The sequence below is a fragment of the Nocardioides sp. LMS-CY genome, from assembly GCF_018732145.1.
Lineage (GTDB): Bacteria > Actinomycetota > Actinomycetes > Propionibacteriales > Nocardioidaceae > Nocardioides > Nocardioides soli.
In genome coordinates this window covers 2,586,370-2,610,930 of sequence record NZ_CP076104.1, presented here as the reverse complement: position 1 = coordinate 2,610,930, position 24,561 = coordinate 2,586,370, and the positions used below count along the sequence as shown (strand labels likewise).

The window sequence follows — 24,561 nt, the reverse complement described above, 5'->3', positions numbered from 1 at the left end:
CCGGGCTCGGTCGCCAACCCGCGACGTACCCAGATCTGACCAGACCGCCCGCACAACGCCCCTAGCCCGGGGCGGCCGCAGCTAGGTTGCGGTCGTGCGAGTCCTGATCCTGGGAGCCGGCTTCGGCGGGCTCGAGCTGGCCACCACCCTGGTGGCCGAGGCCGGCGACTCCGTCGAGGTCACCCTGGTCGACCGGAGCGAGGGGTTCGTCTTCGGCTTCTCCAAGCTCGACGTCATGTTCGGTCGCACCACCCGCGACCAGGTCGTGCACCGGTACGCCGACCTCGCGCACCCCGAGGTGCACTTCCTCCCGGCGACCGTGCTGTCCATCGACCCGGCGGCGCGCCGTGTCGAGACCGACGCCGGCACCCTCGAGTGCGACGTGCTCGTCGTCGCGCTCGGTGCCGACCTCGACCCGGCCGCGACGCCGGGCCTGGTCGAGCACGGCCACGAGTTCTACACCGAGGAGAGCGCGTTCGCGCTGCGCGACGTGCTCGCGGACTTCCCGGGTGGCGACGTCGTCGTCGCGGTGACGTCCACGCCGTTCAAGTGTCCGCCGGCACCCAGCGAGACCGCGCTCCTGGTGCACGACCACCTGCGCGAGCGCGGACTGCTCGACCGCTCGTCGGTGGCGCTGGCGATGCCGCTCCCGGCACCGATCCCGCCCGCGCCCGACGCCTCCCGGGCGCTGCTCGCCGAGTTCGAGCGCCGCGGCATCGCGTGGCACCCCGGCGCCCTGGTGCGCTCGGTCGAGCCCGGTCGAGCGGTGCTCGCCGACGGTGGCGAGCTGCCCTTCGACCTGCTGCTGGCCGTGCCCGTGCACCGGGCGCCGCGAGTCGTCGTCGAGTCCGGGCTCGCCGAGGACGGCTGGATCCCCGTCGATCCGCTGACCCTGCGCACCCGGTTCGACGACGTGTACGCCGTCGGCGATGTCACCAGCGTCGGCACCCCGAAGGCCGGCGTCTTCGCCGAGGGACAGGCGGCCATCGTCGCCGCGCAGCTGGTCGCCCGGGCTCGCGGCGCGTCGAGCGGCGCGACGTACGACGGCCGCGGCGTCTGCTACCTGGAGTTCGGCGAGCACCGGGTCGCGAAGGTCGACGTGACCTTCGTCAGTGGCCGGCCGCCGGTCGGCACCCTGGAGGGCCCGTCGGTCGACCTGGTCCGCGACAAGGCGGCGTTCGGCGCCGACCGGGCCCGGCGCTGGTTCGGCGCGGACTGGGCGCCGTAGCCCCGAGCCTCAGCGGCTCTTGCGCGCGTCGCGCCCGCCCCTCCGACCGGCCTGACAGGATGTGTCGGGTGCGTCGCGCCGTGGCTCCCCTTCTCGCGGTCACCGTGGCGCTCGTGCTCGCGGACTCCGCGATCGTCACGCTCGCGCTGCCCGACATCCTCGTGCACCTCGACACGACCGTCGCGCAGGTCGCCTGGGTGCTGATCTCGTTCAACCTGGTGCTCGGGCTCGCCGCGGTGCCGACGGCCGTCGGTTTCGCCCGGGTGCAGCCGCGGGTCGTGGGCGCGGTGGGCATCGCGATCTTCGCGGCCGCCTCGGCCTGGTGCGCGGTGGCGCAGTCGATCGAGGTGCTCATCGCGGCCCGGTGCGTGCAGGCGCTCGGCGGGGCGCTCGCGCTGGTCGGCTGCCTGGAGCTCCTGGTGGCGCTCTACGGCGAGCGACGCGGCATCGCCACGTGGATCACCGCCGGCGTGATCGGCACCGCCACCGGACCGGTCGCGGGCGGACTGCTCACGCAGGCGTTCTCGTGGCAGGCGATCTTCGTGGTGCAGGTGCCCTTCGCCGTCCTGGCGGTGCCGGCGGCGCTCGCCGTGCGCACCGGGCCGCTCCCGACGCCGGCACCCGCCACCGTCCGGCACCGGCCCGCCGTACGCCCCAACCTCACCCTGGCGCTGCTCTCGGCCGCGCTGACCGCCGCGCTCTTCCTGCTGGTGCTGCTCCTCGTCAACGGCTGGAGCCACTCGCCGGCGACCGCGGCGCTGGCCGTGTCGGTGGTGCCGGTCGCGGCCCTCGCCGCCCGGCCGCTCGCCCGGCTCCTGCACCCGTCGGCCGAGGTCGAGGTCGCGGTGGGCTGCTTCCTCGTCGCCGGCGGGCTGGCCGGTCTCGCGCTCCTGCCCTCGGCCGACCTCGCCTGGACCGTGGCCCCGCAGGCGCTGATCGGTCTCGGTCTCGGCCTGACGATCGACCAGCTGACCGCGCAGGCGATGCACCTGCGCCTGCCGCGGATCGAGCACGCGAGCTGGACGATCGGCGCGCGGCACCTCGGTGTCGTCGTCGGGCTCGTGATCCTGACGCCGGTGTTCACCGCGGATCTCCAGGACGCCCAGGTCCCCGCTCAGGAGGCGATCACGGCGCTGGTGCTCGACGCCCCGATGCCGGCCCAGGACAAGGTGTCCCTCGCCGAGGCGCTCGGCGCCGAGCTCACCGACCAGCAGGGCCAGGTGCCCGACCTCCACCACGCCTTCGCGACCGCGGACTTCGGGCCCGAGGTCCGGCCCGCCGCGGCCCAGCTGGAGCGCGACCTCGACGCGCAGCTCGAGCGCGCCGCGACCCACGCCTTCCGGACCTCCTTCCTCGTCGGTGCGGCCCTCGCCCTCCTCGCCCTGCTCACCGTGATCGCGCCCCACCGCCGGCGGCCGGCGTGAGCCCCCGGCTCTCCGCCCTCGGGCTGCCGGCCGTCGCCGTCGCCCTGGTCGGCGGCGTACTCGCCGTCCACCTCGCGTACGGCGGCGGCCAGTTCGAGCCGCTCCGCCCGGCCGACCCCTGCGTGGTGCGCGACGTCACGTCGCAGTCCGAGGGGATCGAGGCGCTCACCGAGCAGCTCGTGCTGATCGGCCTCGACGAGGCCGCCTGCACCCTGGGCACCAGTCGCGAGGCGCTCACGCTCGAGCTCGCCCGGAGCGGCGCGGGTGCCCAGGCCGACGCCCAGGCCGACGACCGGGCCGACGACCAGGCCGACGCCCTGCGCGACGGGCTGCTGGCCGCGGTCGCCCGGATGCAGGGGGACGGCACATTGCCGGCGACCTCCGACCTGGTCGACGAGGCCCTCGACACGGCCGACCTCAACGGCGTCCTCGAGGCCGTGATCCGCGCCGTCCCGGACTCGGTCGTCGACGCGGCGCTCCCGATGGACGACGTCCTCACCCGCGCCATCGAGGACCTCGACCTGCACGCCCTGCTGGCGAACCTCGACGACCAGGCGGCCCTGGAGGCTCAGGTGCAGGCGGCGGTCAGCCAGGCGGTCGTCGACTCCCTGGTCGCACGGGTGCGCGACCTGGTGTGACGGGGCCGCTCCGACGGACGTGGGAGTTTCGTCGGCCGGCCGACGTAACTCCCTCAGCGGAAGACTCTCAGCGAGGGTCGGTCGTCCGGTACTGCCCGCGGTAGAACAGCAGCGGGTCGAGGTCTGCGTCGGAGCCCTCGACCCCGTCGTCGGTGATCAGGTCGAGCACCCGGCCGATCACGACGTAGTGGTCGCCGGCCTCGTGCACGGAGTGGATCGAGCAGTCGATGTGCGCGATCGCGCCGTCGAGCAGGGGCGACCCGGTCTGAGGCGCGGGCGACCACTTCACCTCGGCGAACTTGTCGGTGCCGCGGCTGGCCATCGTGTTGGACAGCTCGGCCTGGTCGGCGCCGAGCAGGTTCACGCAGAACTTCCCCGACCGCTGGATCAGCGGCCAGGCCCGCGACGTCTTCGCCGGGATGAAGAGCACCAGCGGCGGGTCGAGGGACACGCTCGAGAAGGACTGGCAGGTCAGGCCGACGGGGGCGTCGTTGCTGATGGCGGTGACCACGGTCACGCCCGAGGCGAAGCGGCCCAGCACGTCCCGGAACCGCCGCGCGGCGTACACCGCCTCCGGGTCGTCGTGGACGGCGACGTCCTCGCCCGGCCGGAACTCGAAGTCGACCTCCTGGTCGCCGAGCCAGGAGATGATCAGCTCCGGGCTGGGCCAGGTCTCCCTGGCGTCCGGGCTCATCCCCTCCGGGATGCCGTGCCCCTCCGGGATCTCGTGACCCCCCTGGATCTCGTCACTGGGCTCCGAGCTCATGAGATCGATGTTCCCACTCCCGGCGACATCGGCCGCACCCGGTCTCACTGTGCTCCGGCGCTGAAGTCGTGTCCCCAGTACGACACGGCCGTCGACTCCCGCGCGACCCACTTCGCGTCCTCGACGGTGAGCCCGTCGGTGCCGAACTCGACGTCGAAGCCGCCCGGCGACCTGACGTAGAACGAGATCATCTCGTCGTTCATGTGCCGGCCCAGGGTCGCCGACAGCGGCGCCTGGTGCTTGCGCACCCGCTCCAGCGCACGGCCGACGTGATCGAGCTCGTCGACCTCGAGCATGATGTGCACGCACTTCGACGGGTTAGGCATCGGCAGGAAGGCCAGCGAGTGGTGCCGCGGATTGACCCCGAGGAAGCGCAGCCACACCTTCGAGCCGGGCGCCTTGCCGACGAACTCCCCCGGCATGCTCATCGAGTCGCGCAGCCGGAAGCCGAGCACGTCGGCGTAGAACCGCAGCGCCTCCACGTCGTCGGTCACCGGCAGCACGATGTGACCCATGCCCTGGTCGCCGGTGACGAACTTCGCGGCGTACGGCGTGACCACCGGGCGCGACTCGTAGGTGATGCCGTGGAAGAGCTCGAAGACGTTGTCGAACGGGTCGGTGAACCGCACCAGCTCCTGCACCCGGCGCTCGTCGAGCTCGGCCTGGGCGCCCTCCTCGAACTCGACGCCGGCCTTCTGCAGGTGCTCGCGGGCCTCCTGCAGGGCGCGGTGGTCGGCGACCTCCCAGCCGACGCACGAGAGCTGGTCGACGTCGGCCGGGAAGACCACGAGCCGGGCCGAGACCTCGTCGATGCGCCAGTACTGGTGGTCCGGGTTCGGACCCCGCCCCTCGGCGAGACCGAGCACCTTGCCCGCGAACAGCCTCCACTGCTCGAGATCGGTGCTGGCCACGCGGACGTAGCCCATGGACTTGATGTCGATGGTCACTGCTTCGTCCTTTCGACGTGGCGAGCCAGGAAGGCGGTCGAGACCTCCGCGAACTCGTCCGCGGCCTCGATCTGCGCCCAGTGGCCGCAGTTGGGGAAGACGTGCAGCTGCGCCTTCGGGATCAGCTTGAGCGCGGCGAACGCGCCGTCGAGCGGGTTCACCCGGTCCTCGCGGCCCCAGGTCAGCAGCGTGTGCTTGCGCAGCCGATGGGCCTCGCGCCAGAGCATGCCGTCCTCGGCGGTCTCGGGGTTCCAGAACGACATCCCCATCGAGCGCATCGCGTCCAGGGCTGCCGGCGCGGTGGCGTCGGCGAAGCGCTCCTCCACGAGCTCGTCGGTGACCAGCTGCTGGTTGACGACCATGGTCGCGATGAACGCGCGCAGACGCTCGCGGGTCGGGTCGGCCCCGAAGTCCATCAGCCGCTGCACGCCCTCGGTGGGGTCGGCGTGGAAGAGGTTGAGCGAGAGCCCGCCCGGACCCATCAGCACCAGCCGCCCGACCCGGTCGGGGTGGGTGAGCGCCAGCCGCATCGCCGTACCGCCGCCGAGGCTGTTGCCGAGCAGGTGCACCCGCTCGATGCCCAGCTCGTCGAGCAGCGCGACGACGTGCTCGGCCGCGAACCGGTAGTAGTTGCCGACGACGGGTGGCTTGTCCGAACCACCGAAGCCCGGCTGGTCGACCAGCAGGGTCCGGAACGACGTGGCGAACCTCGGCAGCGCCGTACCGAAGTTCGACCACGCCGACGCCCCCGGCCCCCCGCCGTGCAGCATGACCAGCGGCAGGCCGCCGCCGATCGCGGTCGCGGCCCCCGCCTCGTAGTAGTTGAGGGTGGTCTCGCTCAACCCTGCCTTCACTGACCCCGCCTTCACCTGGGCAGAGCGGCGGGTGCTCTCCTGGGAGAAGTCCGCCATCGGTCAGTACATCCCCGGGTCGACCTTGTGGCCGAACTGATGCGCGCCGTACATCTGCAGCGCCCGCTCCGGGTCGTTGGCGGCGTGCACGCGGCCCGCGTGGGCGTCGCGCCAGGCCCGCTGCAGGTAGGTGCCCGTGGCGAGCGCGCGGCCGCCCGAGGCCTCGAAGAGCGAGTCGATGGCGTCGATGGCGCGCTGGGTGCCGAGCACCTGGTCGCGGCGCACCCGCAGCCGCAGCTCGAGCGGGATCTGCTCGCCCTTGGCGACGTGGGCCTGCTCCTCGCGGATATTGTTGACCAGCAGCGCCCAGGCCGCGTCGATCTCCGAGCTCGCCCGCGCGATCCGGACCGCGGCGAACGGGTCGAGGGACGCCTTCTCGCCGAGGTACGCCGCACGCACCCGCTTCTGCTGCATCTCCACGTGCTCGGCGTACGCCCCCCGCGCCATGCCGATGATCGGCGTGGTGATGGTGCCGGTGAAGATCGAGTGGAAGGGCAGCTTGTAGAGGTCGGAGGTGTTCTGCTCCTGACCGGGGCCGAGGCAGCGGCCGGTGTCGCTCATGCTCAGCGTGAACGCCTCGGGCACGAAGACCTCGTCGACCACGATGTCGTTGGAGCCGGTGCCGGAGAGGCCGACCATGTGCCAGACGTCGACGATCGTGTAGTTCTCCCGCGGCACCATGAAGGTCTTGAAGTCGATGACGTTGCCGTCCGCGTTGAAGACCAGGCCGCCCAGCAGCACCCAGCTGCAGTGGTCGCAGCCGGAGGAGAAGCTCCACTTGCCGGAGAGCGTGTAGCCGCCGTCGGTGACGGTCGCCTTGCCGGTCGGGGCGTACGACGAGCTCAGCCGGGTCGTGGAGTCGGCGCCCCAGACCGCCTGCTGGGCCTCGTCGGGGAAGAGCGCGACCTGCCACGGGTGCACGCCGACCACGCTGGAGACCCAGCCGGTGGAGGCGCACGCACCCGCGATGTCGCGCACCGCGGAGTAGAAGTCGACGGGGTCGGCCTCGAGGCCGTCGAAGCGCTTCGGCTGGAGCAGCCGGAAGAACCCGACCTCCTCCAGCTCCTTGATCGAGGCTTCGGGCACCACGCGAAGTCGCTCGGCCTCGTCGGCCCGCTCCCGGATGCCGGGCAGCAGGTCGCGGACGCCGTCGAGAACAGCCTGGGACATCGCATCTCCTGTCAGGTGAAAAGCACTGCCAGGCAATACTAGAACACGTTCTTGTTTCGGTCGAGACAGGGATGCCTTGCCTTCAGAACCTGCCTTCAGAACCTGCCTTCAGAACTTGCCTGAGAACGGATCCTGAAGGGTGAGGCCTTCAGGCCCAACACTTCAGCCCCAGCCCTTCAGGCCCAGCCCTTCAGGCGGATGGCTGGTAACGGGTGAGCACGCAGAACTCGTTGCCCTCCGGATCGGCGAGCACCGCCCACCCCTTGTCACCGTCGCGCAGGTCGTTGACGAGCGTCGCGCCCAGGCCCAGGATCCGCTCGACCTCCTCGTCGCGGGAGCGGTCCGTCGGGCGCAGGCAGGGATGCACCCGGTTCTTGATCGCCTTGTCCTCGGGCACCTTGAGGAAGAGCAGGTACCGGTCGTCGGGGCCCTCCAGCCCGGACTCCCTGGCGCCCTCATGGTTCCAGCCGGGCTCGGTGTCGCTCGGGTCGAAGACGAAGTCGTCGAGCACCTGGCCCCACCACCGGGCCTGCGCGAACGTGTCGTGGGCGTCGAAGCAGAAGTTCGAGAGTCGAGATGCCATGGCGACACGGTGCCCATTCCGGCCGGCCGCCGTCCACTCGGTTCCTGCCCAGTCGTCCTGCTCGGTAGTCCGGCTCAGTAGTTCGGCTCAGTAGTCCTGCGGTTGGGTGAAGAAGCCGTCGGGGTCGTACGTCGCGCGCGTCTGCGCGAGCCGGTCGGCGTTGTCGCCGAAGTACGCCGTCCGGTAGTCCTTCAGCGTCGCGTCGGCGTAGTTGACGTAGGCGTGGTTGCCCCAGTGCGGGAGCATCGCGTCGCGGAAGCCGCGCACGAACGCGTCCGCGTCGCCGGGCTTCCCCGGCGGGAACGTGGCGGTGTACTGCACGGTCGCGAGCGCCGTGCGATGCACGAACGCCGTGTCGCCGGGTGCGACCTCCCCGGCCTTGCCGCCGAGCGCGTCGATCGAGATGCCGGCCTCCTTCAGGCCCGAGTCCTGGGCCGCCTGCACCCGGTCGACGAGGTCCGCGATGCCCGGCGCGTCGAGCTCGGCGTACGCCACGTGGGAGGTGGCGGCGAACGCCTCGCGCGCGGGTGACCCCGCGAACGCCTGCATCGCCTCGAGGTAGCCGCGGGTGTGCACCGAGCGCGTCGTGGGCGCGGGCACGTCCTTGAGCAGCCCCGCGAGCTGGCCGTCGAGGGCCGCGGTAGGACCGACCCAGGTGCCGGAGAGGAGCAGGGTCGGCTGGCCCGGGTGCTGCGCGCCGCCGAGGGCCTTGAGGGTCGACCAGAGCCGATCGTCGGCGCTCGGCGCCCACTGCTGCCAGGCCGCGATCACCTGCTCGGCGGCGCTGAACGGCCACGCGAGGTAGACGGTGTTGATCGTCGGCGCTGTCGACGTCGCGAATTCGAACGACGTCACCATGCCCAGGTGTCCCCCACCCCCGCCGCGCAGCGCCCAGTAGAGGTCGGGCTCCTCGTCGGCGCTGGCGGTGCGAAGCCGGCCGTCGGCGGTCACGACCTGTATCGACGTGACGGCGTCGCAGGTCAGCCCCAGCGCGCGGGTGAGCACGCCGACCCCGCCGCCGAGGGTGAGGCCGGCGATCCCGACCGTCGGGCAGGAACCGCCCCCGATGGCCCGCCCACGGCTGCCGATCTCCTGGTAGACGTGGGCGAGCGCCGCCCCGGCGCCGATCGTGGCCGTGGCGCCGTTGAGCGTCACCCGGTCGAGCGGGCGGCAGTCGATGACCAGCGCTCGGGGCGAGCCACCGCCGGACCAGCCCGGATAGCTGTGCCCACCCGACCGGAGCGCGACCGGCACGTCGTGGTCGCGGGCGAACGCGATCGCCGTCGCGACGTCCTGCTCCGACGCCACCGACAGCACCGCGAGCGGACGCTCGCCGTCGTACCGGGGGTTCTGGAGCAGCCGCACCTGGTCGTACGTCGGGTCGCTGGGCCGCGCGAGCTGGCCGGCGACGTTGCGGCGCAGCTGTGCCCACGGAACCTTGCCGCTCGACGTCGGCGACGCGGACGTTGAACCGCTCGGCGGCCCACTCGGCGTCTGCGTCGGCGAGTCGCCGTCGGAGGAGCAGGCCGCGAGCGCACCCAGCGCCCCGGCCCCCAACACCGCTCGTCGCGTCAGCGCTAGCCGTCGAGTCGGTGCTAGCTGTCGAGTCGGTGCTAGCTGTCGAGTCGGTGCTAGCTGTCGAGTCGGTGCTAGCTGTCGAGTCGGTGCTAGCTGTCGAGTCGGTGCTGGCTGTCGAGTCGGTGCTGGCGGCCGAGTCCAGGTCGTCACGTGCTCACCGTAGGGGTTCGGGCCGACGTAGCCTCGACAACGTGACGGTCGGCGAGGAGGTCGTGGGACGACGACCCAGCCGACTCCGCACCCTGCTCACCGAGCCGACGCTGCCGGTCCTGGTCCTGGCGACGATCGCGATGGTGCATCGCCGCTACCTGCCGGACATCCTGCTCTTCGGCGGCACCGCCGCCCTCGTCTATGCGGACGCCGGCCGTTGGGGCTTCCGGACCACCTCCGCCGCGCCGGCGGCTCCGCCCCGGCATCGCTGGGCGACCGCCGTCGCCCTCCTCGCCGTCGCGGCCGCGATGGCCGCACTGCCGCCGACCTCGGTCGCCCTCGACATCGCCTGCGCGCTGGTCGGCATGCTGGCGCTGCGTGCGGCCTGGCGGCCCGGACCGGCGCTCGAGCCCACCCGCGCCGCGCCCGTGCCGCGACGCTGGTGGGTATGGCCGACGCTCGCGGTGGCCCTCGCGCTGGTCGAGCTCTGGTCGTTCGTGCACCGCGCACAGCCGCTCGTCGACGATCCCGACCACCCGGAGCTGAGCACGCTCGTCGAGCCGCTCCTCGAGAGCGAGCTCGTGCGGACCGGCTTCCTCTGGCTGTGGCTGCTGGCCGGTTGGTGGCTGCTGCGGCGGATCCAGGCGTGGGCGCGATGACGAGCTACGTGGCCACGGTCGCGGCATACCTCGGCGTCCTCGGGCTCGCCCTCGCCGTCGAGGTCGTCGCGTTCGCGACGCCCCGCCTGTGGGCGAGCTTCGGACAGGTCGTCACTTGGGCGCTGCGCCGTCGCTCCACCCAGCTCGGGCTCCTCCTTGCATGGTGGTGGCTCGGCTGGCACTGGGTCACGCAGCGTTGACCGGCCCTCACGTCCGCCGGTGGAACCGGACGCTGCCGTCCGGCATCCGCTCGGTGCGGTAGCGGTGATCGTGGGCGAGATGGTGGTGGAAGGAGCAGTGGAGGACCCCGTCGGCCAGGTCGGTGCGGCCGCCGCTCGCCCACGGCTCGCCGGCATGATGCGCCTCGCACCAGGCGGCCGGGATGTCACAGCCCTCGGCCGCACAGGTCGGGTACCGGAGCCCCAGCGCCTTCCGCTGGCCGCCCCTGTACAGCCTGCGAAGCCGGCCGAGATCGAGCACCTGGCTGGCACCGCCGAGCACCGCGGGCAGGATCCCCGCCGTACACGCCAGCCGGCGGGCCTCGCCCGCCGAGATCGGCTCGTCGCCGACGTAGGCCACGCCCGTGCCCGACCGCAGCACCTCCAGGTCGACGGTCACGACCAGGGTGGTCGCGTCGCCACCGTGGAGCGGCAGTCGCCCGGGGTCGACGGACTCGAGGAACGCCCCGAACGCAGCCCCCAGGCGCTGCTCGTAGGGCCGCCGGTCACTCGACGTCGCTCCCCCACGTCGTGGCGTCGTGAACGCCTCCAGGTAGGTCAGCAGCCGGTCGCACACGAGGTCCGCGACGCGGATGCGGAGGTCCGTGGTGCCGTCGCCGTTGCGCCGCGTCGTCAGGAACGTACGTCGGGCTGCCGACGCCTCCTCGCGCTCCAGCAGCCGAGCCTCCAGGCCCTCCGCCACCTCGGGCGCGACGACGTCGACCACTCGACGGCCGAGTATCCGCAGCTGCCGCGGTCCGAAGCGCGCCGCCTCGACCACCAGCCGGTCCTCCGCCGCGGCGCAGACGTCTCCGCCGATCTCGGCCGGCAGTTCGTCGAGCGCGCGCACCACCGCGCCCGCCTGGGCGACGTTGATCTCGCCGTCGCGCAATGCCTGTGCCGTCCGCTCCCGCTCCGCCAGTGCCCGTCCCAACCGAAGCCGCTGCCGACACTCGGCTCGGTCGCGTCGTCCGTGATGGGCCAGCCACGCCGCCGCGTCGCGCGCGCCGTCCTCTTCGGCCACGTCGTCCGCGGTGGCCAGCAGCCGCATCCGCAGCTCCTCCAGCCGATCGATCGACGAGCTCAACCCGAGCAGCGCCTGCTTCTTCTCCGCGGTCGACAGGTACATCGGGTCGACGTCGCCCACATCCGTCAGCGCCTCGTCCACCACACCCATGGCGGCAAGCACCGGGTGGAGCTGAAGCTGGTCCTCGGACATGCGCACACCTGTGATCGACGGGTGCCCGGGGACTGGAACCACACGGGACTTCACTCAACGTCGATGCCAGCGCGTCACGAGACGAGCGACGGTCGTGCGACCGAAGGACTACTGCACCTGCCTCTATTCAATCACATGTTTGGGTCACCGTCAAGGCTCGCGCCACCGTTCCCTCGATGAGGCGAACGACGGCGCTCCAGACCCCCTTCGCCCAGAATGACACGCCTCCGCAGTTGCCCGTCTGTGTCGATGTCCGTGAGGTCGAGGAAGTCCGGATGAACGACCCCTCGCGAGTGTTCGTGGCCCGCAACGTTCGGCCCGAGCGGACCAACCTGATGCTGAGTCGGGAGCAGGTCAACGAGCTAGTCGACCGGATGCTGAAGTCGAGTGGTCGCCAAATCGACCTGTCGCCGCCCTTCGTGGACGCCGCCGTCCGTCCGCGCCGCTCTGACACGATCCACCCATGGAAGTCATCGCGCTCGTGTTCTCCGGGCTAGCGGTCGTCGTCGCTGTCGCCAGCACCATCCTGTCCAACCGGCGCTCGACCGAGGCGTTGGAACTGTCGAAGCGCGCGGAAGCGGCGGCGATCTGGTCTCCGGTGCAGGACGCCGTACAGCGCCTAATCGGCTTCGATCCGTCGCGGGAGCCTGTCGGTGAGCGCCTGGCCAACCTCCGTATCGCAGGCATCGCCCTCGCCGACGACCCGGGGTGGGATGGACTCGACCCGTGGCTGAAGGCCGAGAGGGCGCTGGGCTCCGCCTACGCCCAACAGGCGATGAGTGACTCTTTGCCCAACGACACCCCCGATCGCCGCCTCGAAGTCACTCAGCCGTACTGGACCTGGGCCGACGTCCTTGGTCACAACCTCAGACGGTTCCGGAAGGAGGGCTACAAAGTGGATGAGATGGACTCGCTCCGCAGTCATGCCCTAGGCGAGGTGCAGAGAATCCACGCGAAGCACGGCTGGCCGCTCCCTCCGACCACCCTCCCCGGGGTTCAGGCCGTCGGCGAGTAGTTCGTACCGTCGCGGTCGGGACCGCCGCACGGTCAGGTGACAGCCGCTTCGACGACGGCCTTCTCAGCGGCGGCGAGGCAGAAGTCGTCGTTCATCTTGATGACCAACGCCACGGTCAACCGCAACGCGATCATGTAGGTGTGGAAGTGCGCACCCTCTCCCTCAGTGTTGACTTGTGACCCGTGCAGGTATTTGTTCCGCAATTCGGGTCCGTTGCTGAAGTCAACCGCGTTGAGGAAGTAGTTGAAGTACCTTCCTTCGGCCTCCGATAGCAGCGACGACCGTCGTTCCACCCACCCCTTAGCAACCATCCCGTCGGCCACAGCGCGGCCGCTGCCGGAGAGACGGAAGTAGTTCGCACACTGCGTGTTGAAGAGAGCCGACAGGATGAGGAACTGCTCGGGGTTGATCAGCTGCACCCTGATTCCGTCGTTATCAACTATCCCGAGTTTGATCAGGTGGTCGATCGCCGGCTTCTGGTAGTCGTGGAAGTCGTCATACGCGACCTCATTCTTCAACAAGAGCATTGCCCCGTTGTCGCCTCGCAACTCTTCGCTGATGTAGTTCACGGATGCCTGGTCGGAAAACAGCAGGTTCAGGATGCTCGTGATCTCGTCGGTCTCAGTCGAGTAGAGGTACTTGCCATCAAGAAGGCTTGGCATGTCCTTGTACCGAACTTGTTCTGACCCCATGGCGAGCAGGTCGCGGTCGAGTTCACCGTCCCTGGCGAACAGGCTGAACTGGCTCGCGACGCTCTCCATCTCCGCGAAGAGATGCCGCACCTTGTGAAGATGAGAAGCTCCCGCGCCAGACGGGGTGAAGGAGAAGTTCTCGGCCCGGAACTCTTCGACGAGGTACACCTCGAAGAACCAGGAGATCACCTGCTCCATGTCGATGTCCTTGGACTCCAAGAAGTGGTGGTACAGCCGGGTCTGGAGGAGCGAGCTCATGTCGGTCGCCTGGAAAGCGGCGCCGGTCCTGTACTCGGTCCTTCCTGGCGTCCCCATGAACCGCTCCATCACGCCCAGGTTGGCCGGGTACGACGGCAGGACGAGAAGCGCATTCCGGTCGACGAACTCGAACAGGTGGGGATGAAGTTGTTCAAGATGCTCGGGTTGTCGCACGTCTCCTCGAGCCAACGCCGGCTGTACGTGTAGCGGCACACCAAACCGTCTGACTCATCAAGCTCGGCGGCAGCCGGTTCTTCCTGATCGGTGATGCTCACTTCGCAGCCGGTCCTCATGCCGTCGTTGTCCTCGAAGAACTTCGCGTTCTGTTCCTCGCCACGCCGCTTCGCGCGCAACTTGAGCCGGGCGTCAATTCCTGCCGCTGGCGTCTCCTTGGCAGACGCAATCAGTCCGACGTAGTTCGGATTGGCGTCCTCCCCATCGATGTACTGCTCCAGAAGTGCTCGAGAGTCCTCTGTGGTGAAGCTCTGCGGAAGGTGGATGTCGTCACGCACGTCCTCCTGGAGGTACTTGCGCATCACATGCTCGGCACCTTGAGGTGAGGTCAGTAACTCCGCGCGGACCTCGGCGTCGTAGGCCTGAACCAGCCTCTTGCACCCCAGGATCTCGCCAAGATGCACCCCGGCCGCCGAGAGCGCAGGCAGAACAGTTGCGGCGGCGCAACGCTCGTACGCCTTGTTCCGACCGAGGAGCTCGAGAAGGTCGCCGTGGTAGTCATGCCTGCCCCCTGCCACACCGTCGATCACGGTCGCCACATTCGTATCGTCGACGCTCGAGAAGAATCGGGCGACCGCACCACGAATCTGCGGGATGCGTGCCTTCGCCAGGGCGTGTTGCTCCTCGTTGTAGGCCAGCGGCAGGAAGCCGTGCTCCAGGTACTGCTGAACGTTGTGCAGCTCGAGGATGTCGACGGTGCTCGTGGGCACGTTCGCGGGGTCGAACTGTTCAGCGAGTTCGACCGCCCGCTGAGCGAACCAGCCTGTTGCCAGGTCATTGGGGCCGAAGAACCGAACCCTTCGAACTTCCTCGTCCTCTTCATTCACCTACAGGCTCACCTCTCCTCGCGAACCGAAGCAATGTCGATCCTGACCCACAGGACCGACACAACTGGTCATACGGCTACGGCCCTAACGAGTGGCGCATTCACCCCGATCGACCAGACACAAGTCCCCGGCGCAGACTAAGCGAACCGAACCTGAGTCATAACGCCGCGATTGCCTCACCGAACCACCACCAACCAGCACCTGCTCACGAGTTCGCCGCCACCTTCTCCTGCTGGGCTTTGAGCATCAGCGCGATGTCGATGAGCTGATCCTCCTGGCCGCCGATGAGCTTCCGCCGGCCGGCTTCGAGGAGGATCTGGGCGCCGGAGACGCCGTAGCGGTCGGCGGCGTTGCCGGCGTGCTTGAGGAAGGAGGAGTAGACCCCGGCGTAGCCCATCATCAGGGTCATCCGGTCCAGCTGGCACTCCTCGGGCATCGCGGGCTTGATGACATCCTCGGAGGCGTCGACGATCTTGAGGAAGTCGATCCCGGTGGTCCAGCCGAGCTTGTCGCAGACGCCGACGAACGCCTCCAGGGGCGTGTTTCCGGCCCCGGCGCCGAAACGACGTACGGAGCCGTCGATCTGGGTGGCACCGGCGCGGGCGGCGATCACGGTGTTGGCGACGCCGAGGCCGAGGTTCTCGTGGCCGTGGAACCCGACATCTGCCTGCGAGCCGATCTCGGCGACCACCGCGGCGACCCGGTCGGCGGTCTGCTCCATGATCAGGGCACCGGCGGAGTCCACGACGTACACGCACTGGCAACCGGCGTCGACCATGATCCGGGCCTGCTTCGCGAGCACCTCGGGCGGCTGGGTGTGGCTCATCATCAGGAAGCCGACGGTCTCCAGACCGAGCTCGCGGGCGAGCCCGAAGTGCTGGATCGAGGTGTCGGCCTCGGTGCAGTGGGTCGCGATCCGGCAGATCTGGCCGCCGTTGTCCTGCGCCGCGCGGATGTCGTCCTTGGTGCCCACCCCGGGCAGCATCAGGAACGCGATCTTGGCGCGCTGCGCGGTCTCGGCCGCGACCTTGATGAGCTCCTGCTCCCAGGTCTTGGAGAACCCGTAGTTGAACGACGACCCACCCAGCCCGTCGCCGTGGGTCACCTCGATGACCGGTACGCCGGAGGCGTCCAGCGCCGCGACGATGTCACGGCACTCGGTCGCGGTGAACTGGTGCCGCTTGTGATGCGACCCGTCGCGTAAGCAGGTGTCGGTCAACCGCAGATCCAGCGCACCCCACGGGTCGTCACCGTGAGTGCCGGACCAGGTGCGCGTGAGGGCGTTGATGTCGGTCATGAGGTTGCCTTTCGGGTCCGGAGGTTTCGAGGCTCAGGCGCAGAGCGCCTTCGCACCTCAACCACCGTCAGCCTGCGGTTCAGAGGGGTTTCGAGGCTCAGGCGCAGAGCGCCTTCGCACCTCAACCACCGTTGGAGATCAGGGCGCGGGCGATGTTCTCCCCGACCTGCGTGGCGGCGGCGGTCATGATGTCGAGGTTGCCGGAGTACGGCGGCAGGTAGTCCCCCGCGCCCTCGACCTCGACGAAGATCGACACCTTCAGCTGCCCCCGGGTCGCCTCCGACGGCTCGTCGAGCTGCGGCTCCTGGAGCAGTCGGTAGCCCGGCACGTACTCCTGCACGGCCTTCTCCATCGCCAGGATCGACGTCACGATCGCGTCCCGGTCCGCCTCCGGCGGCACCGCGCAGAAGATCGTGTCGCGCATGATCATCGGCGGCTCGGCCGGGTTCAGGATGATGATCGCCTTGCCCTCCACCGCACCCCCGATCTCGGTCACCCCACGCGACGTCGTCCGCGTGAACTCGTCGATGTTCGCGCGGGTGCCCGGGCCGGCGGAGACCGAGGAGACCGACGCCACGATCTCCGCGTACGACACGGCCGCGGCCCGCGAGACGGCCGCCACCATCGGGATCGTCGCCTGGCCGCCACAGGTGATCATGTTGACGTTCATCGCACCCACGTGCTCCTCGCCGTTGACCGGCGGGATCACCGCCGGCCCGATCGCGGCCGGAGTGAGGTCGACCGCGCGGATGCCGGCCTCCTCGTACCGCGGCGCGTACTCGCGATGCACGTACGCGGAGGTCGCCTCGAAGATCAGGTCCGGCACCTCGTCCTGCTTCAGCAGCCAGTCCACGCCCTCGTGCGTCGACTCCAACCCCTGGTCGCGGGCCAGCCGCAGCCCCTCACTCGCCGGATCCACCCCGATCATCCACCGCGGCTCGATCACCTCCGACCGGAGCAGCTTGTACATCAGGTCGGTGCCGATGTTGCCCGGCCCGACGATCGCCGCACTCAGCTTGGACATCAGATTACTCCTCGAAGGTGACGCTCAGCGGCGCGAAGCCGCTGATGGACGCGTCGACCCGGTCCCCCGGGGCGAACGGCACGAACGGGCCCAGGGCCCCGGACAGGATCAGGTGGCCGGCACGCAACGGGTCGCCGTACCGCTGCGCCTGGACGGCGAGCCAGCGCAGCGCCTCCAGCGGGTCGCCGAGGCAGGCGGCGCCGGTGCCGGCCGAGCGCTCCTCGCCGTTGACGGTCAGCGACATGGTGACGTCGCGCGGCTCGATCCGATCGAGCGGGATGCCCTCGGTGCCGACCACGAAGAGCCCGCTGGAGGCGTTGTCGGCGACGGTGTCGGTGAACGTGATCGCCCAGTCGGCGATGCGCGAGTCGACGATCTCAAGCGCCGGCAGGGCGACGTCGACGGCGGCGCGTACGACGTCGAGGGTGATCTCGGCCCCACCAGGCGGGTCGATGTCGTGGGCGAGCACGAACGCGACCTCGGCCTCGACCCGGGGCTGCACCAGCGTCCGCATGGAGATGGGGTCGTCGGCGCTGACGTCCATGTCGCTGAGCAGGTAGCCGAAGTCGGGCTGGTCCACGCCGAGCTGGTTCTGCACGGCCTCGGAGGTCGCACCGATCTTGCGGCCGACGACGGTCACGCCGCCGTCGATGCGAGCCCGGACCAGCCCCTGCTGCACGGCGTACGCCGCGTCGAGGTCGTCGGTCCCGATGAGGTCGCGCACCGGCGCGCACGGCACCCGGGTGCGTTGGGCCTCGGCCAGTCGATCGACCGCTGCGGCGATGGCGTCCTGGTTGGTCACGGGACGATAGTAGAACCTGTTACAGTTTCTGGCCATGACGACCCCCCTGCCTCCCCGAGAACTTGCGGAGAGCGTCGACGTCGTGGTCGTCGGCGCGGGTGGCGCCGGCATGACCGCAGCGCTGGCGGCAAAGCGGCGCGGCCTCGACACGGTGCTGATCGAGAAGAGCTCCTACTTCGGCGGCTCCACCGCCCGGAGCGGCGGCGGGGTCTGGATCCCGGGCAACTACGCGCTCAAGGCGGCCGGGGAGGACGACGACCTCGCCAACTCCAAGCGCTACCTCGACTCGATCGTGGGCGACGCGGTGAGCAAGGTCCGCCGCGACACCTACGTCGACCGCGGCGCCGAGGTCATGGACTTCATCAAGGCCAACACGCCGGTGCGCTTCACCTGGGTGCCGCAGTACGCCGACTACCACCCGGAGGCGCCCGGAGGCCGGCCGCGCGGGCGCACGGTGGAGCCGATCCCGCTGGACGCGCGCTTCCTCGGCGACGAGCTCGACCACCTGCACCCGCCGTACACGAAGGCGCCCGCGAACCTCATCGTCACCCAGGCGATGTACCGCAAGATCAGCCTCGGCCTGCGCACGATCAAGGGCCCGGTCACGATGGTCCTGGTGGTGCTCCGGCGGCTGCTCAGCATGCTGCTCGGCCGCAAGATGTACGCGATGGGCAACGCCATCGCCATCGGACTGCGCCAGGGGCTCGTCGACGCCGACGTCCCGCTCTTCTACGACCACGCGCTGACCGACCTCATCCTCGACGGCGGCCGCGTGGTCGGCGTCGTGGTCGAGCACGACGGACAGCGCCACGAGATCCGGGCCCGGCGCGGCGTGGTGCTCGGCAGCGGCGGCTTCGAGCACAACCCGGAGCTGCGCGCCAAGTTCCTCCCGCAGCCGACCTCCGAAGACTGGACCACCGGCTCGGCGTACAACACCGGCGCGGGCCTGGAGGCCGGCATCGCCGCCGGTGCGGCGATCGACATCATGGACGACGCATGGTGGGGTCCGACGATCCCGCTGCCGGGCGGACCGTGGTTCTGCCTGGCCGAGCGCAACCTGCCCGGCTCGATCATGGTCAACCAGGCCGGTCGGCGCTACATGAACGAGGCGCTGCCCTACGTCGAGGCCGTGCAGGCGATGTACGAGGGCGAGCGGACCGGTGTCGCGCACGTGCCGAGCTGGATGATCATCGATCAGCGCTACCGCAACCGGTACCTCTTCGCCGGGCTGAGCCCGCGCCAGCCGTTCCCGGGGCGCTGGTACAAGAACGGCACGATCAAGAAGGGCGCGTCGCTCGAGGAGCTCGCGAAGGAGATCGCCGTGCCGCTCGACGCCCTGGTCGCGACCGTCGAGCGGTTCAACGGCTTCGCGCGCGGCGGCGTCGACGAGGACTTCCACCGCGGCGAGTCGGCCTACGACAAGTACTACTCCGACCCCACCGTCAAGCCGAACCCGTCGCTCCACGTGATCGACCAGGCGCCGTTCTACGCCGTCAAGATCGTGCCCGGCGACCTCGGCACCAAGGGCGGCCTGCTCACCGACGAGCGGGCCCGCGTGGTCCGGCCCGACGGATCGGTGATCCCGGGCCTGTACGCCGCGGGCAACGTCTCGGCCGCCGTCATGGGCTACACGTACGCCGGCCCCGGCGCCACGATCGGACCGGCGCTGGTGTTCGGCTACCTGGCCGTCGAGGACATCGCCGGCTCCGAGCCCGGCACGCCCGCCGCCACCACGGAGGAGTCCTGATGCCCATCGACCCCGACAAGGCGATCGGTGCCGAGCTCGGCTCGGTCGACTTCTCGTGGAGCGAGAGCGACGTCCTGCTCTACCACCTCGCGATCGGCGCCGGCTCGAAGCCGGGCGACCAGCTCTCCCCCACTGCACTCCGCTACACCCTCGACGGCCCGGACCTCCAGGTGCTGCCGTCCTTCGGCGTGGTCGCTCCGACCTTCCACGCCACCGACCCGCCTCCGCTCGAGCTGCCCGGTTGCGACATCAACCTGGCCCAGGTCGTGCACGGGTCGCAATCGATCTCCGTGGCCGGGCGGGTCCGCGCGTCCGGCTCGGCCACGGTTACCACTCGGATCAGCGAGATCTGGGACAAGGGCAAGGCCGCCGTGATCTGGCAGGAGGGCGTCGCCACCGCCCCCTCGGGCGAGCGGCTGTGGACCACCCGCTCGTCGATCTTCGTGCGGGGCGAGGGCGGCTGGGGCGGCGACCGCGGCTCGGCCGAGCCCGTCGAGCTGCCCGACCGCGTCCCCGACACGGACACGACGTACGCCGTAACCCCCCAGCAGGCGCTGCTCTATCGGCTCTGCGGTGACCGCAACCCGCTGCACGCGGACCCGGGGTTCGCCAAGGCCGCGGGCTTCCCCGCCCCGATCCTGCACGGGCTGTGCTCCTACGGCATCGTCCTCCGCACCCTCACCGACGAGCTGCTCGACGGCGACGCGGCGCGGGTCGGCGGCTTCGGGGTGAAGTTCGCCGGGGTGGTCTTCCCGGGCGAGACGATCCGAGTCCGCGGCTGGCACGAGGACGGCCGGATCGTCGGCTCCGCGACCGTCGCGGGCGGCGAGCGCGACGGCGCGCCGGTGCTGGGCGACGTCGTGCTGACGACCGCCTGACCGGCACCGTCGACTCGACCGGTCAGACCGGGCGGCGCGCCACGACGTACAGGCGGTCGGTCGTCTCGCCGCGGTGCTCGAGCGCGCCGCGGCGGTACCACTCGACCTCGACGAGCCCGGCCGCCTGCACCAGCGCCACGACGTCCTCGGGCTCGTACAGGACGAAGTCGAGGTCGACGGGCACGTCGAACCAGCTGTCGTGGTGCCGCACCTCGGCGCCGGCGTACAGGCCGAGCACCAGCCAGCCGCCCGGGGCCAGCGGCCGCGTCAGCGTCTCGATCGCGCCGGGCAGCTCGGAGGCGGCGAGATGGATCAGCGAGTACCACGCGAGCACCGCTGCCCACCCCGGTGCGGTCGTGGGACGCATCAACCGGCGCAGGTCGCCGACCTCGTAGGTGCCGTCGGGGAACCGGCGGCGCGCCTGCTCGACCATGCCCGGCGAGAGGTCGATGCCGGTCGCGTCGGCGCCCGCCTCGGCGAGGTAGGCCGTCACGTGGCCGGGGCCGCAACCGACCTCGACGACCGGTCCGCCGGCGGCGTGCGCGGCGACCCGGTCGAGCAGCCAGGTCTCGAAGGGCAGCCCGGCCAGCTCGGTGAGCAGGCTGTCGGCGTACGCCTCCGCGACCGCGTCGTACGACGCGCGAACCCGCTCGTCCCGGGTCTCGGCTCCGGCCGCGAGCACACTGTCGCGATCGACGGCGGGCGCGGCGGCCGGGGCCTCCTCGGCCGGTGGGCCGCCCAGCAGGTGCAGCCAGCGGCTGTCGCGGTCGCCGCCGCGGCGCGGCAGCTGGCGGACCAGGCCGCGCTCGGCCATCCCCTGCAGCGTCCGCTCCACCTCGTCGCGGTCGGCGAAGGCGTGCAACCGCTCGGCGCGGGTCCGCAGCTCGCCGGGTGCCTGGGGCCCGCGGAGCAGCAGCACGGTGACCAGGGCGCGCTCGTCGTCGGCGAGCCCGAGGGCCTCGTCGAGCGTCTGGTGGTACTTCAGCGTCCGCCGCCCGGTGTCGGACCAGACGATCCGCAGCAGCCCCTTCTCCTTGAGCCGACGGCCGGTCTGCTCGACGGTCTGCTCGTCGTACTCGGTCACGGGCTCGCGGCTGTTGGACTGGTTGCAGGCGGTGCGCAGCGAGTTCAGCGTCAGCGGGTAGGACGCGGGCACGGTCACCTGCTTCTCCAGCAGGCTGCCGAGGACGCGCTGCTCCTCGGGGTCGAGCTCGGGGAGGTCGGTCACGACCCCGACCCTAGTGGTCGTCGCTATGGTGGCTCATGAGCAAGCCGAGGAAGCGTCTCGACGCGGACACCTACGAGGCCGAGCTGTTCCGGCTGCAGGCCGAGCTGGTCAAGGTGCAGGAGTGGGTGCGGGCCACCGGCGCACGCGTGGCGGTGATCTTCGAGGGCCGCGACGCCGCCGGCAAGGGCGGCGCGATCAAGCGGATAACGCACTACCTCAACCCGCGCGTCGCCCGCATCGTCGCGCTGCCGATGCCCAGTGAGCGGCAGAAGGGACAGTGGTACTTCCAGCGGTACGTCGAGCACCTGCCCAGCCGCGGCGAGATGGTGCTCTTCGACCGGTCCTGGTACAACCGCGCCGGCGTCGAGCGGGTGCTGGGCTTCTGCACCCCGGATGAGCACGTCCGCTTCCTGCACCAGTGCCCGATCTTCGAGCGGCTGCTCGTGGAGGACGGGATCCTGCTGCGGAAGTACTGGTTCTCGGTGAGCGACGACGAGCAGCAGCGTCGCTTCAAGGACCGGATCGACGACCCGATGCGCCGCTGGAAGCTGTCCACGACCGACCTGCAGTCGATCACGCACTGGGAGGACTACTCCCGCGCGAAGGACGAGATGATGATGCACACCGACATCCCCGAGGCGCCCTGGTACGTCGTGGAGGGGGACGTCAAGAAGGAGGCGCGGCTGAACATGATGGCGCACCTCCTCTCCACGATCCCCTACCTCGAGATCGACCAGCCGCCGATCACGGTGCCCGACCGGCCGCCGTCCACCGGCTACGAACGGCCGCCCCGCGAGCTCACCCACTACGTGCCCGACCACGTCGCGACGCTCCTCGACTGACGACTGGTCTCATCTGCCTCGGTTTCATCAAGGGATGAGGGCGAGGTCGCGCCTCCCCTGCCGAGCTCGCCCGGGGAGGCGCGGGTCGACCTTCATCCCTTGATGAAGCCACCGCCCCGCAGCACCGACGAGCTCTAGCCGAGATCGAACCCCTCGAAGGCGCCGCTGTCGAGCAGCGCCTGCCAGATCTCGTCGCGGTGCAGGTCCAGCGCCCGGGGGGTGTAGTGCTTGCGGTCCTTCCACACGGGGATATCGCCGTCCATCGGGTCGCAGACCGGCGCCGCGGGGCACATGATCGGGTTGATGTTGACCGTGTGGACGCCGGGCATCGTGGCGGCCGCGGCGCGGTAGAACGCGTCGCTCGGCGGCGACTCGATCGGCACGGGCACCCGGCACTGCGCGAGCTCGGTCGCGCCGGCCAGGCAGTCCAACGGCGCGGCGCTGTCGCGCGGCACGGTCAGCATGCTGTCGATGACCAGGGCGCGCGCACCGGCGTCGTGCACCCGGGTGAGGGTGTCGTCGATGGTGCGCACCAGCCGCTGCTCGAGCGTCTCGCCCGGCTTCGGGTCGGTGCTGAGCAGCTTGGTGCGCCAGGCTTCGGTGTCCCGCGGGATCTGCGACAGGATCACCAGGTCGACGTCGGTGTTGGGGATGACGTCGTTGAACGTCTCGTCGCGGATGTCGGTGCACCGCTGCTGGGTCGCCCGGTCCTCGAAGGCGTTGTAGACACCGAGCTGCCACGGGCAGCTCTCCTGGAGGCTGACCGAGAGCTTGAACCCGTGCTCCCGCGCGAGCTTCGCGAGCGCCGGCGCGATCATCCGGGCGTGGGAGTCGCCGACCAGCATCACGTGCGGCCCGTCGCCGTCGACGATGACGCAGTTGTCGGCGTTCCTGAGCGTGCAGGTCGTGTCGTCGGTGCCGCGGTCCTCGACGTACCGCTCCCAGTCGACGCTCGGCACCGGGCCGTCCCGGTTGGCCTCCGAGCCGGTGACCGCCGACCCGGCCGCGGCCAGGGCCGGACGGCGGTCGGAGTGCAACAGGCCGGGCACCACCGTGAGCGCGACCAGCACGCTCAGCGCCACGCCGGCCACCGCGGTCGGCCATGCGAGCGGTTGGAGCACGCGCGACCGGCGGATCGGCATCTCGAGCACGGCGTACGACAGCGCCGCCAGCGCGGTCGCGAGCACGCCGGCCACCGCGACCATGGCCAGCGGGTCGAGGTCCATCAGCTCGCCGAAGAGGATGATCACCGGCCAGTGCCACAGGTAGGTGCCGTACGAGATCCGGCCGAGGTACGCCGGCGTCGGCCGGGCCAGCACCCGCGCGACCAGGCCCTGGTCGGCCCCCATCAGGCCCAGGATCAGCGAGACCGAGGCGGCGGTCGCCAGGATGCCCCGCCACGACGGCGTGACGTCGACCAGGCCGGACGCGACCAGCAGCAGGCAGGCGAGCGAGACCGCCGCCACCAGGCCGATGCCGCGCCCGCGGGGCCGGAACCGGGACCGGAAGAGCAGCGCGGCGAGCACGCCCGCGAGCAGCTGGTAGAGCCGGGCGCCGGTGCCGTAGTAGGCCTGGTTGGCGTCGATCGCCGCCCACACCAGCTGCGCGGTGAGCGACGCGACGAAGAGCACCGCCACGCCGACGAGCGTGGCGCGGCGCCACGACCGGTCGAGGCGCGCCAGCAGGAGCAGCACCAGCGGGAAGACGACGTAGAACTGCTCCTCGATCGCGAGCGACCAGAAGTGCAGGAACGGGCTCTGCCCGACCACGTCACCGGCGAAGTAGTCGTTGCTCTGCGAGATGAACCGCCAGTTCGCGACGTACAGGAGCGCGCTCTGGGCGTCGCCGACCAGCGGCAGCCGCCGCACGCTCGACAGCACGAGCACCGACGTCGCGCAGGTTGCCACCACGACGACGACCGCGGCCGGCAGCAGCCGCCGCACCCGGCGGGAGTAGAACCGGCCCAGCCGGATCGTGCCCGTCGTGCGGAGCTCCCGGAGCAGGATGCTCGAGACCAGGAAGCCCGAGAGCACGAAGAAGAGGTCGACGCCCACGAAGCCGCCCGCGAAGGCGCCGACCCCGCAGTGGAAGACCAGCACCAGGTAGACCGCGACGGTCCGCAGCCCGTCGAGGGAGGCGTAGTGACCCCAGCCGGTGGCGCTGTCCGCCGGCGCCGCGGGGGCAGGGGCAGGCGCGGGCGCGGCGGTCACAGACATCACCCAGCAC

24 protein-coding genes are annotated in these 24,561 nt (G+C 70.6%); 10 read left to right on the top strand and 14 right to left on the bottom strand.

From position 1 onward, the window contains the following. Window positions 1–94: 94 nt before the first annotated feature. From KM427_RS12585 to KM427_RS12575, 3 genes are all read left to right on the top strand, one after another. A complete protein-coding gene (locus tag KM427_RS12585; RefSeq protein ID WP_215527402.1) occupies window positions 95–1,228 on the top strand; it encodes an NAD(P)/FAD-dependent oxidoreductase in 1,134 nt (377 codons plus the stop codon). Between the two features lie 68 nt (window positions 1,229–1,296). Next, window positions 1,297–2,652, top strand: a complete 1,356-nt coding sequence (locus KM427_RS12580) for an MFS transporter (protein ID WP_215527401.1) — start codon at window positions 1,297–1,299, stop codon at window positions 2,650–2,652. Continuing rightward, on the top strand, window positions 2,649–3,290 hold the full coding sequence (locus KM427_RS12575) for a hypothetical protein (RefSeq protein ID WP_215527400.1): 642 nt from the start codon (window positions 2,649–2,651) through the stop codon (window positions 3,288–3,290). Before KM427_RS12580 ends, KM427_RS12575 begins: the two co-directional genes overlap by 4 nt. A gap of 67 nt (window positions 3,291–3,357) precedes the next feature. Here the strand turns inward: KM427_RS12575 and KM427_RS12570 are convergent, their stop codons facing one another. From KM427_RS12570 to KM427_RS12545, 6 genes are all read right to left on the bottom strand, one after another. Continuing rightward, complete coding sequence (locus KM427_RS12570; RefSeq protein WP_246391483.1) at window positions 3,358–4,056, bottom strand: flavin reductase family protein; 699 nt, start codon at window positions 4,054–4,056, stop codon at window positions 3,358–3,360. Between the two features lie 44 nt (window positions 4,057–4,100). After that, window positions 4,101–5,003 (bottom strand): iron-dependent extradiol dioxygenase HsaC, encoded by a 903-nt coding sequence (hsaC, locus tag KM427_RS12565; RefSeq protein WP_252275337.1) that lies wholly within the window; start codon window positions 5,001–5,003, stop codon window positions 4,101–4,103. Then, window positions 5,000–5,845, bottom strand: coding sequence for a 4,5:9,10-diseco-3-hydroxy-5,9,17-trioxoandrosta-1(10),2-diene-4-oate hydrolase (gene hsaD, locus KM427_RS12560; RefSeq protein ID WP_252275335.1), 846 nt, complete (start codon window positions 5,843–5,845; stop codon window positions 5,000–5,002). The genes hsaC and hsaD overlap by 4 nt, the downstream gene beginning before the upstream one ends. Before the next feature lie 72 nt (window positions 5,846–5,917). After that, complete coding sequence (hsaA, locus tag KM427_RS12555) at window positions 5,918–7,084, bottom strand: 3-hydroxy-9,10-secoandrosta-1,3,5(10)-triene-9,17-dione monooxygenase oxygenase subunit (RefSeq protein WP_183594981.1); 1,167 nt, start codon at window positions 7,082–7,084, stop codon at window positions 5,918–5,920. A gap of 190 nt (window positions 7,085–7,274) precedes the next feature. Beyond that, window positions 7,275–7,667, bottom strand: a complete 393-nt coding sequence (locus KM427_RS12550) for a VOC family protein (RefSeq protein WP_215527398.1) — start codon at window positions 7,665–7,667, stop codon at window positions 7,275–7,277. Between the two features lie 87 nt (window positions 7,668–7,754). Continuing rightward, window positions 7,755–9,227, bottom strand: a complete 1,473-nt coding sequence (locus KM427_RS12545; protein ID WP_252275333.1) for an FAD-binding oxidoreductase — start codon at window positions 9,225–9,227, stop codon at window positions 7,755–7,757. Window positions 9,228–9,436: 209 nt separating this feature from the next. On the opposite strand from KM427_RS12545, the gene KM427_RS12535 reads away from it, so the two are divergent. Both KM427_RS12535 and KM427_RS12530 read left to right on the top strand, forming a co-directional pair. Then, window positions 9,437–10,054, top strand: a complete 618-nt coding sequence (locus KM427_RS12535; RefSeq protein ID WP_215527395.1) for a hypothetical protein — start codon at window positions 9,437–9,439, stop codon at window positions 10,052–10,054. Continuing rightward, a complete protein-coding gene (locus KM427_RS12530) occupies window positions 10,051–10,254 on the top strand; it encodes a DUF6186 family protein (protein ID WP_215527394.1) in 204 nt (67 codons plus the stop codon). The genes KM427_RS12535 and KM427_RS12530 overlap by 4 nt, the downstream gene beginning before the upstream one ends. 7 nt (window positions 10,255–10,261) lie before the next feature. Here the strand turns inward: KM427_RS12530 and KM427_RS12525 are convergent, their stop codons facing one another. Continuing rightward, window positions 10,262–11,491: a DUF222 domain-containing protein gene (locus tag KM427_RS12525; protein ID WP_215527393.1), complete on the bottom strand. Its 1,230-nt coding sequence runs from the start codon at window positions 11,489–11,491 to the stop codon at window positions 10,262–10,264. Between the two features lie 176 nt (window positions 11,492–11,667). Between KM427_RS12525 and KM427_RS12520 the strand changes: the two genes are divergently transcribed. Together KM427_RS12520 and KM427_RS12515 are read left to right on the top strand one after the other, a co-directional pair. Then, window positions 11,668–11,988, top strand: coding sequence for a hypothetical protein (locus KM427_RS12520; protein ID WP_215527392.1), 321 nt, complete (start codon window positions 11,668–11,670; stop codon window positions 11,986–11,988). Beyond that, window positions 11,955–12,506 (top strand): hypothetical protein, encoded by a 552-nt coding sequence (locus KM427_RS12515; RefSeq protein ID WP_215527391.1) that lies wholly within the window; start codon window positions 11,955–11,957, stop codon window positions 12,504–12,506. The genes KM427_RS12520 and KM427_RS12515 overlap by 34 nt, the downstream gene beginning before the upstream one ends. Window positions 12,507–12,538: 32 nt before the next feature. Here KM427_RS12515 and KM427_RS12510 read toward each other — a convergent pair whose 3' ends face one another. The 5 genes from KM427_RS12510 to KM427_RS12490 form a co-directional block, all read right to left on the bottom strand. Continuing rightward, complete coding sequence (locus KM427_RS12510) at window positions 12,539–13,630, bottom strand: hypothetical protein (RefSeq protein ID WP_215527390.1); 1,092 nt, start codon at window positions 13,628–13,630, stop codon at window positions 12,539–12,541. Further along, window positions 13,525–14,517 carry a hypothetical protein gene (locus KM427_RS12505; RefSeq protein WP_215527389.1) on the bottom strand — a complete coding sequence of 331 codons (993 nt, stop codon included), beginning with the start codon at window positions 14,515–14,517 and terminating at the stop codon, window positions 13,525–13,527. The genes KM427_RS12510 and KM427_RS12505 overlap by 106 nt, the downstream gene beginning before the upstream one ends. A gap of 205 nt (window positions 14,518–14,722) precedes the next feature. Next, complete coding sequence (gene dmpG / locus KM427_RS12500; RefSeq protein WP_215527388.1) at window positions 14,723–15,814, bottom strand: 4-hydroxy-2-oxovalerate aldolase; 1,092 nt, start codon at window positions 15,812–15,814, stop codon at window positions 14,723–14,725. Between the two features lie 121 nt (window positions 15,815–15,935). Continuing rightward, the gene (locus KM427_RS12495; RefSeq protein ID WP_215527387.1) at window positions 15,936–16,838 is read right to left on the bottom strand and encodes an acetaldehyde dehydrogenase (acetylating); all 903 of its coding nucleotides are present in this window, start codon (window positions 16,836–16,838) and stop codon (window positions 15,936–15,938) included. A gap of 4 nt (window positions 16,839–16,842) precedes the next feature. Then, window positions 16,843–17,640, bottom strand: coding sequence for a 2-keto-4-pentenoate hydratase (locus KM427_RS12490; protein WP_286674387.1), 798 nt, complete (start codon window positions 17,638–17,640; stop codon window positions 16,843–16,845). Between the two features lie 34 nt (window positions 17,641–17,674). Between KM427_RS12490 and kstD the strand changes: the two genes are divergently transcribed. Both kstD and chsH3 read left to right on the top strand, forming a co-directional pair. Further along, on the top strand, window positions 17,675–19,387 hold the full coding sequence (kstD, locus tag KM427_RS12485) for a 3-oxosteroid 1-dehydrogenase (protein ID WP_215527385.1): 1,713 nt from the start codon (window positions 17,675–17,677) through the stop codon (window positions 19,385–19,387). Further along, window positions 19,387–20,265: an enoyl-CoA hydratase ChsH3 gene (gene chsH3 / locus KM427_RS12480; RefSeq protein ID WP_215527384.1), complete on the top strand. Its 879-nt coding sequence runs from the start codon at window positions 19,387–19,389 to the stop codon at window positions 20,263–20,265. Before kstD ends, chsH3 begins: the two co-directional genes overlap by 1 nt. Before the next feature lie 22 nt (window positions 20,266–20,287). On the opposite strand, the gene KM427_RS12475 is transcribed toward chsH3, so the two are convergent. Further along, window positions 20,288–21,493, bottom strand: a complete 1,206-nt coding sequence (locus KM427_RS12475; protein WP_215527383.1) for a DUF480 domain-containing protein — start codon at window positions 21,491–21,493, stop codon at window positions 20,288–20,290. Between the two features lie 35 nt (window positions 21,494–21,528). On the opposite strand from KM427_RS12475, the gene ppk2 reads away from it, so the two are divergent. Continuing rightward, complete coding sequence (ppk2, locus tag KM427_RS12470; RefSeq protein WP_215527382.1) at window positions 21,529–22,335, top strand: polyphosphate kinase 2; 807 nt, start codon at window positions 21,529–21,531, stop codon at window positions 22,333–22,335. A gap of 134 nt (window positions 22,336–22,469) precedes the next feature. Here ppk2 and KM427_RS12465 read toward each other — a convergent pair whose 3' ends face one another. After that, window positions 22,470–24,551: an acyltransferase family protein gene (locus KM427_RS12465; RefSeq protein ID WP_215527381.1), complete on the bottom strand. Its 2,082-nt coding sequence runs from the start codon at window positions 24,549–24,551 to the stop codon at window positions 22,470–22,472. Window positions 24,552–24,561 lie beyond the last annotated feature (10 nt).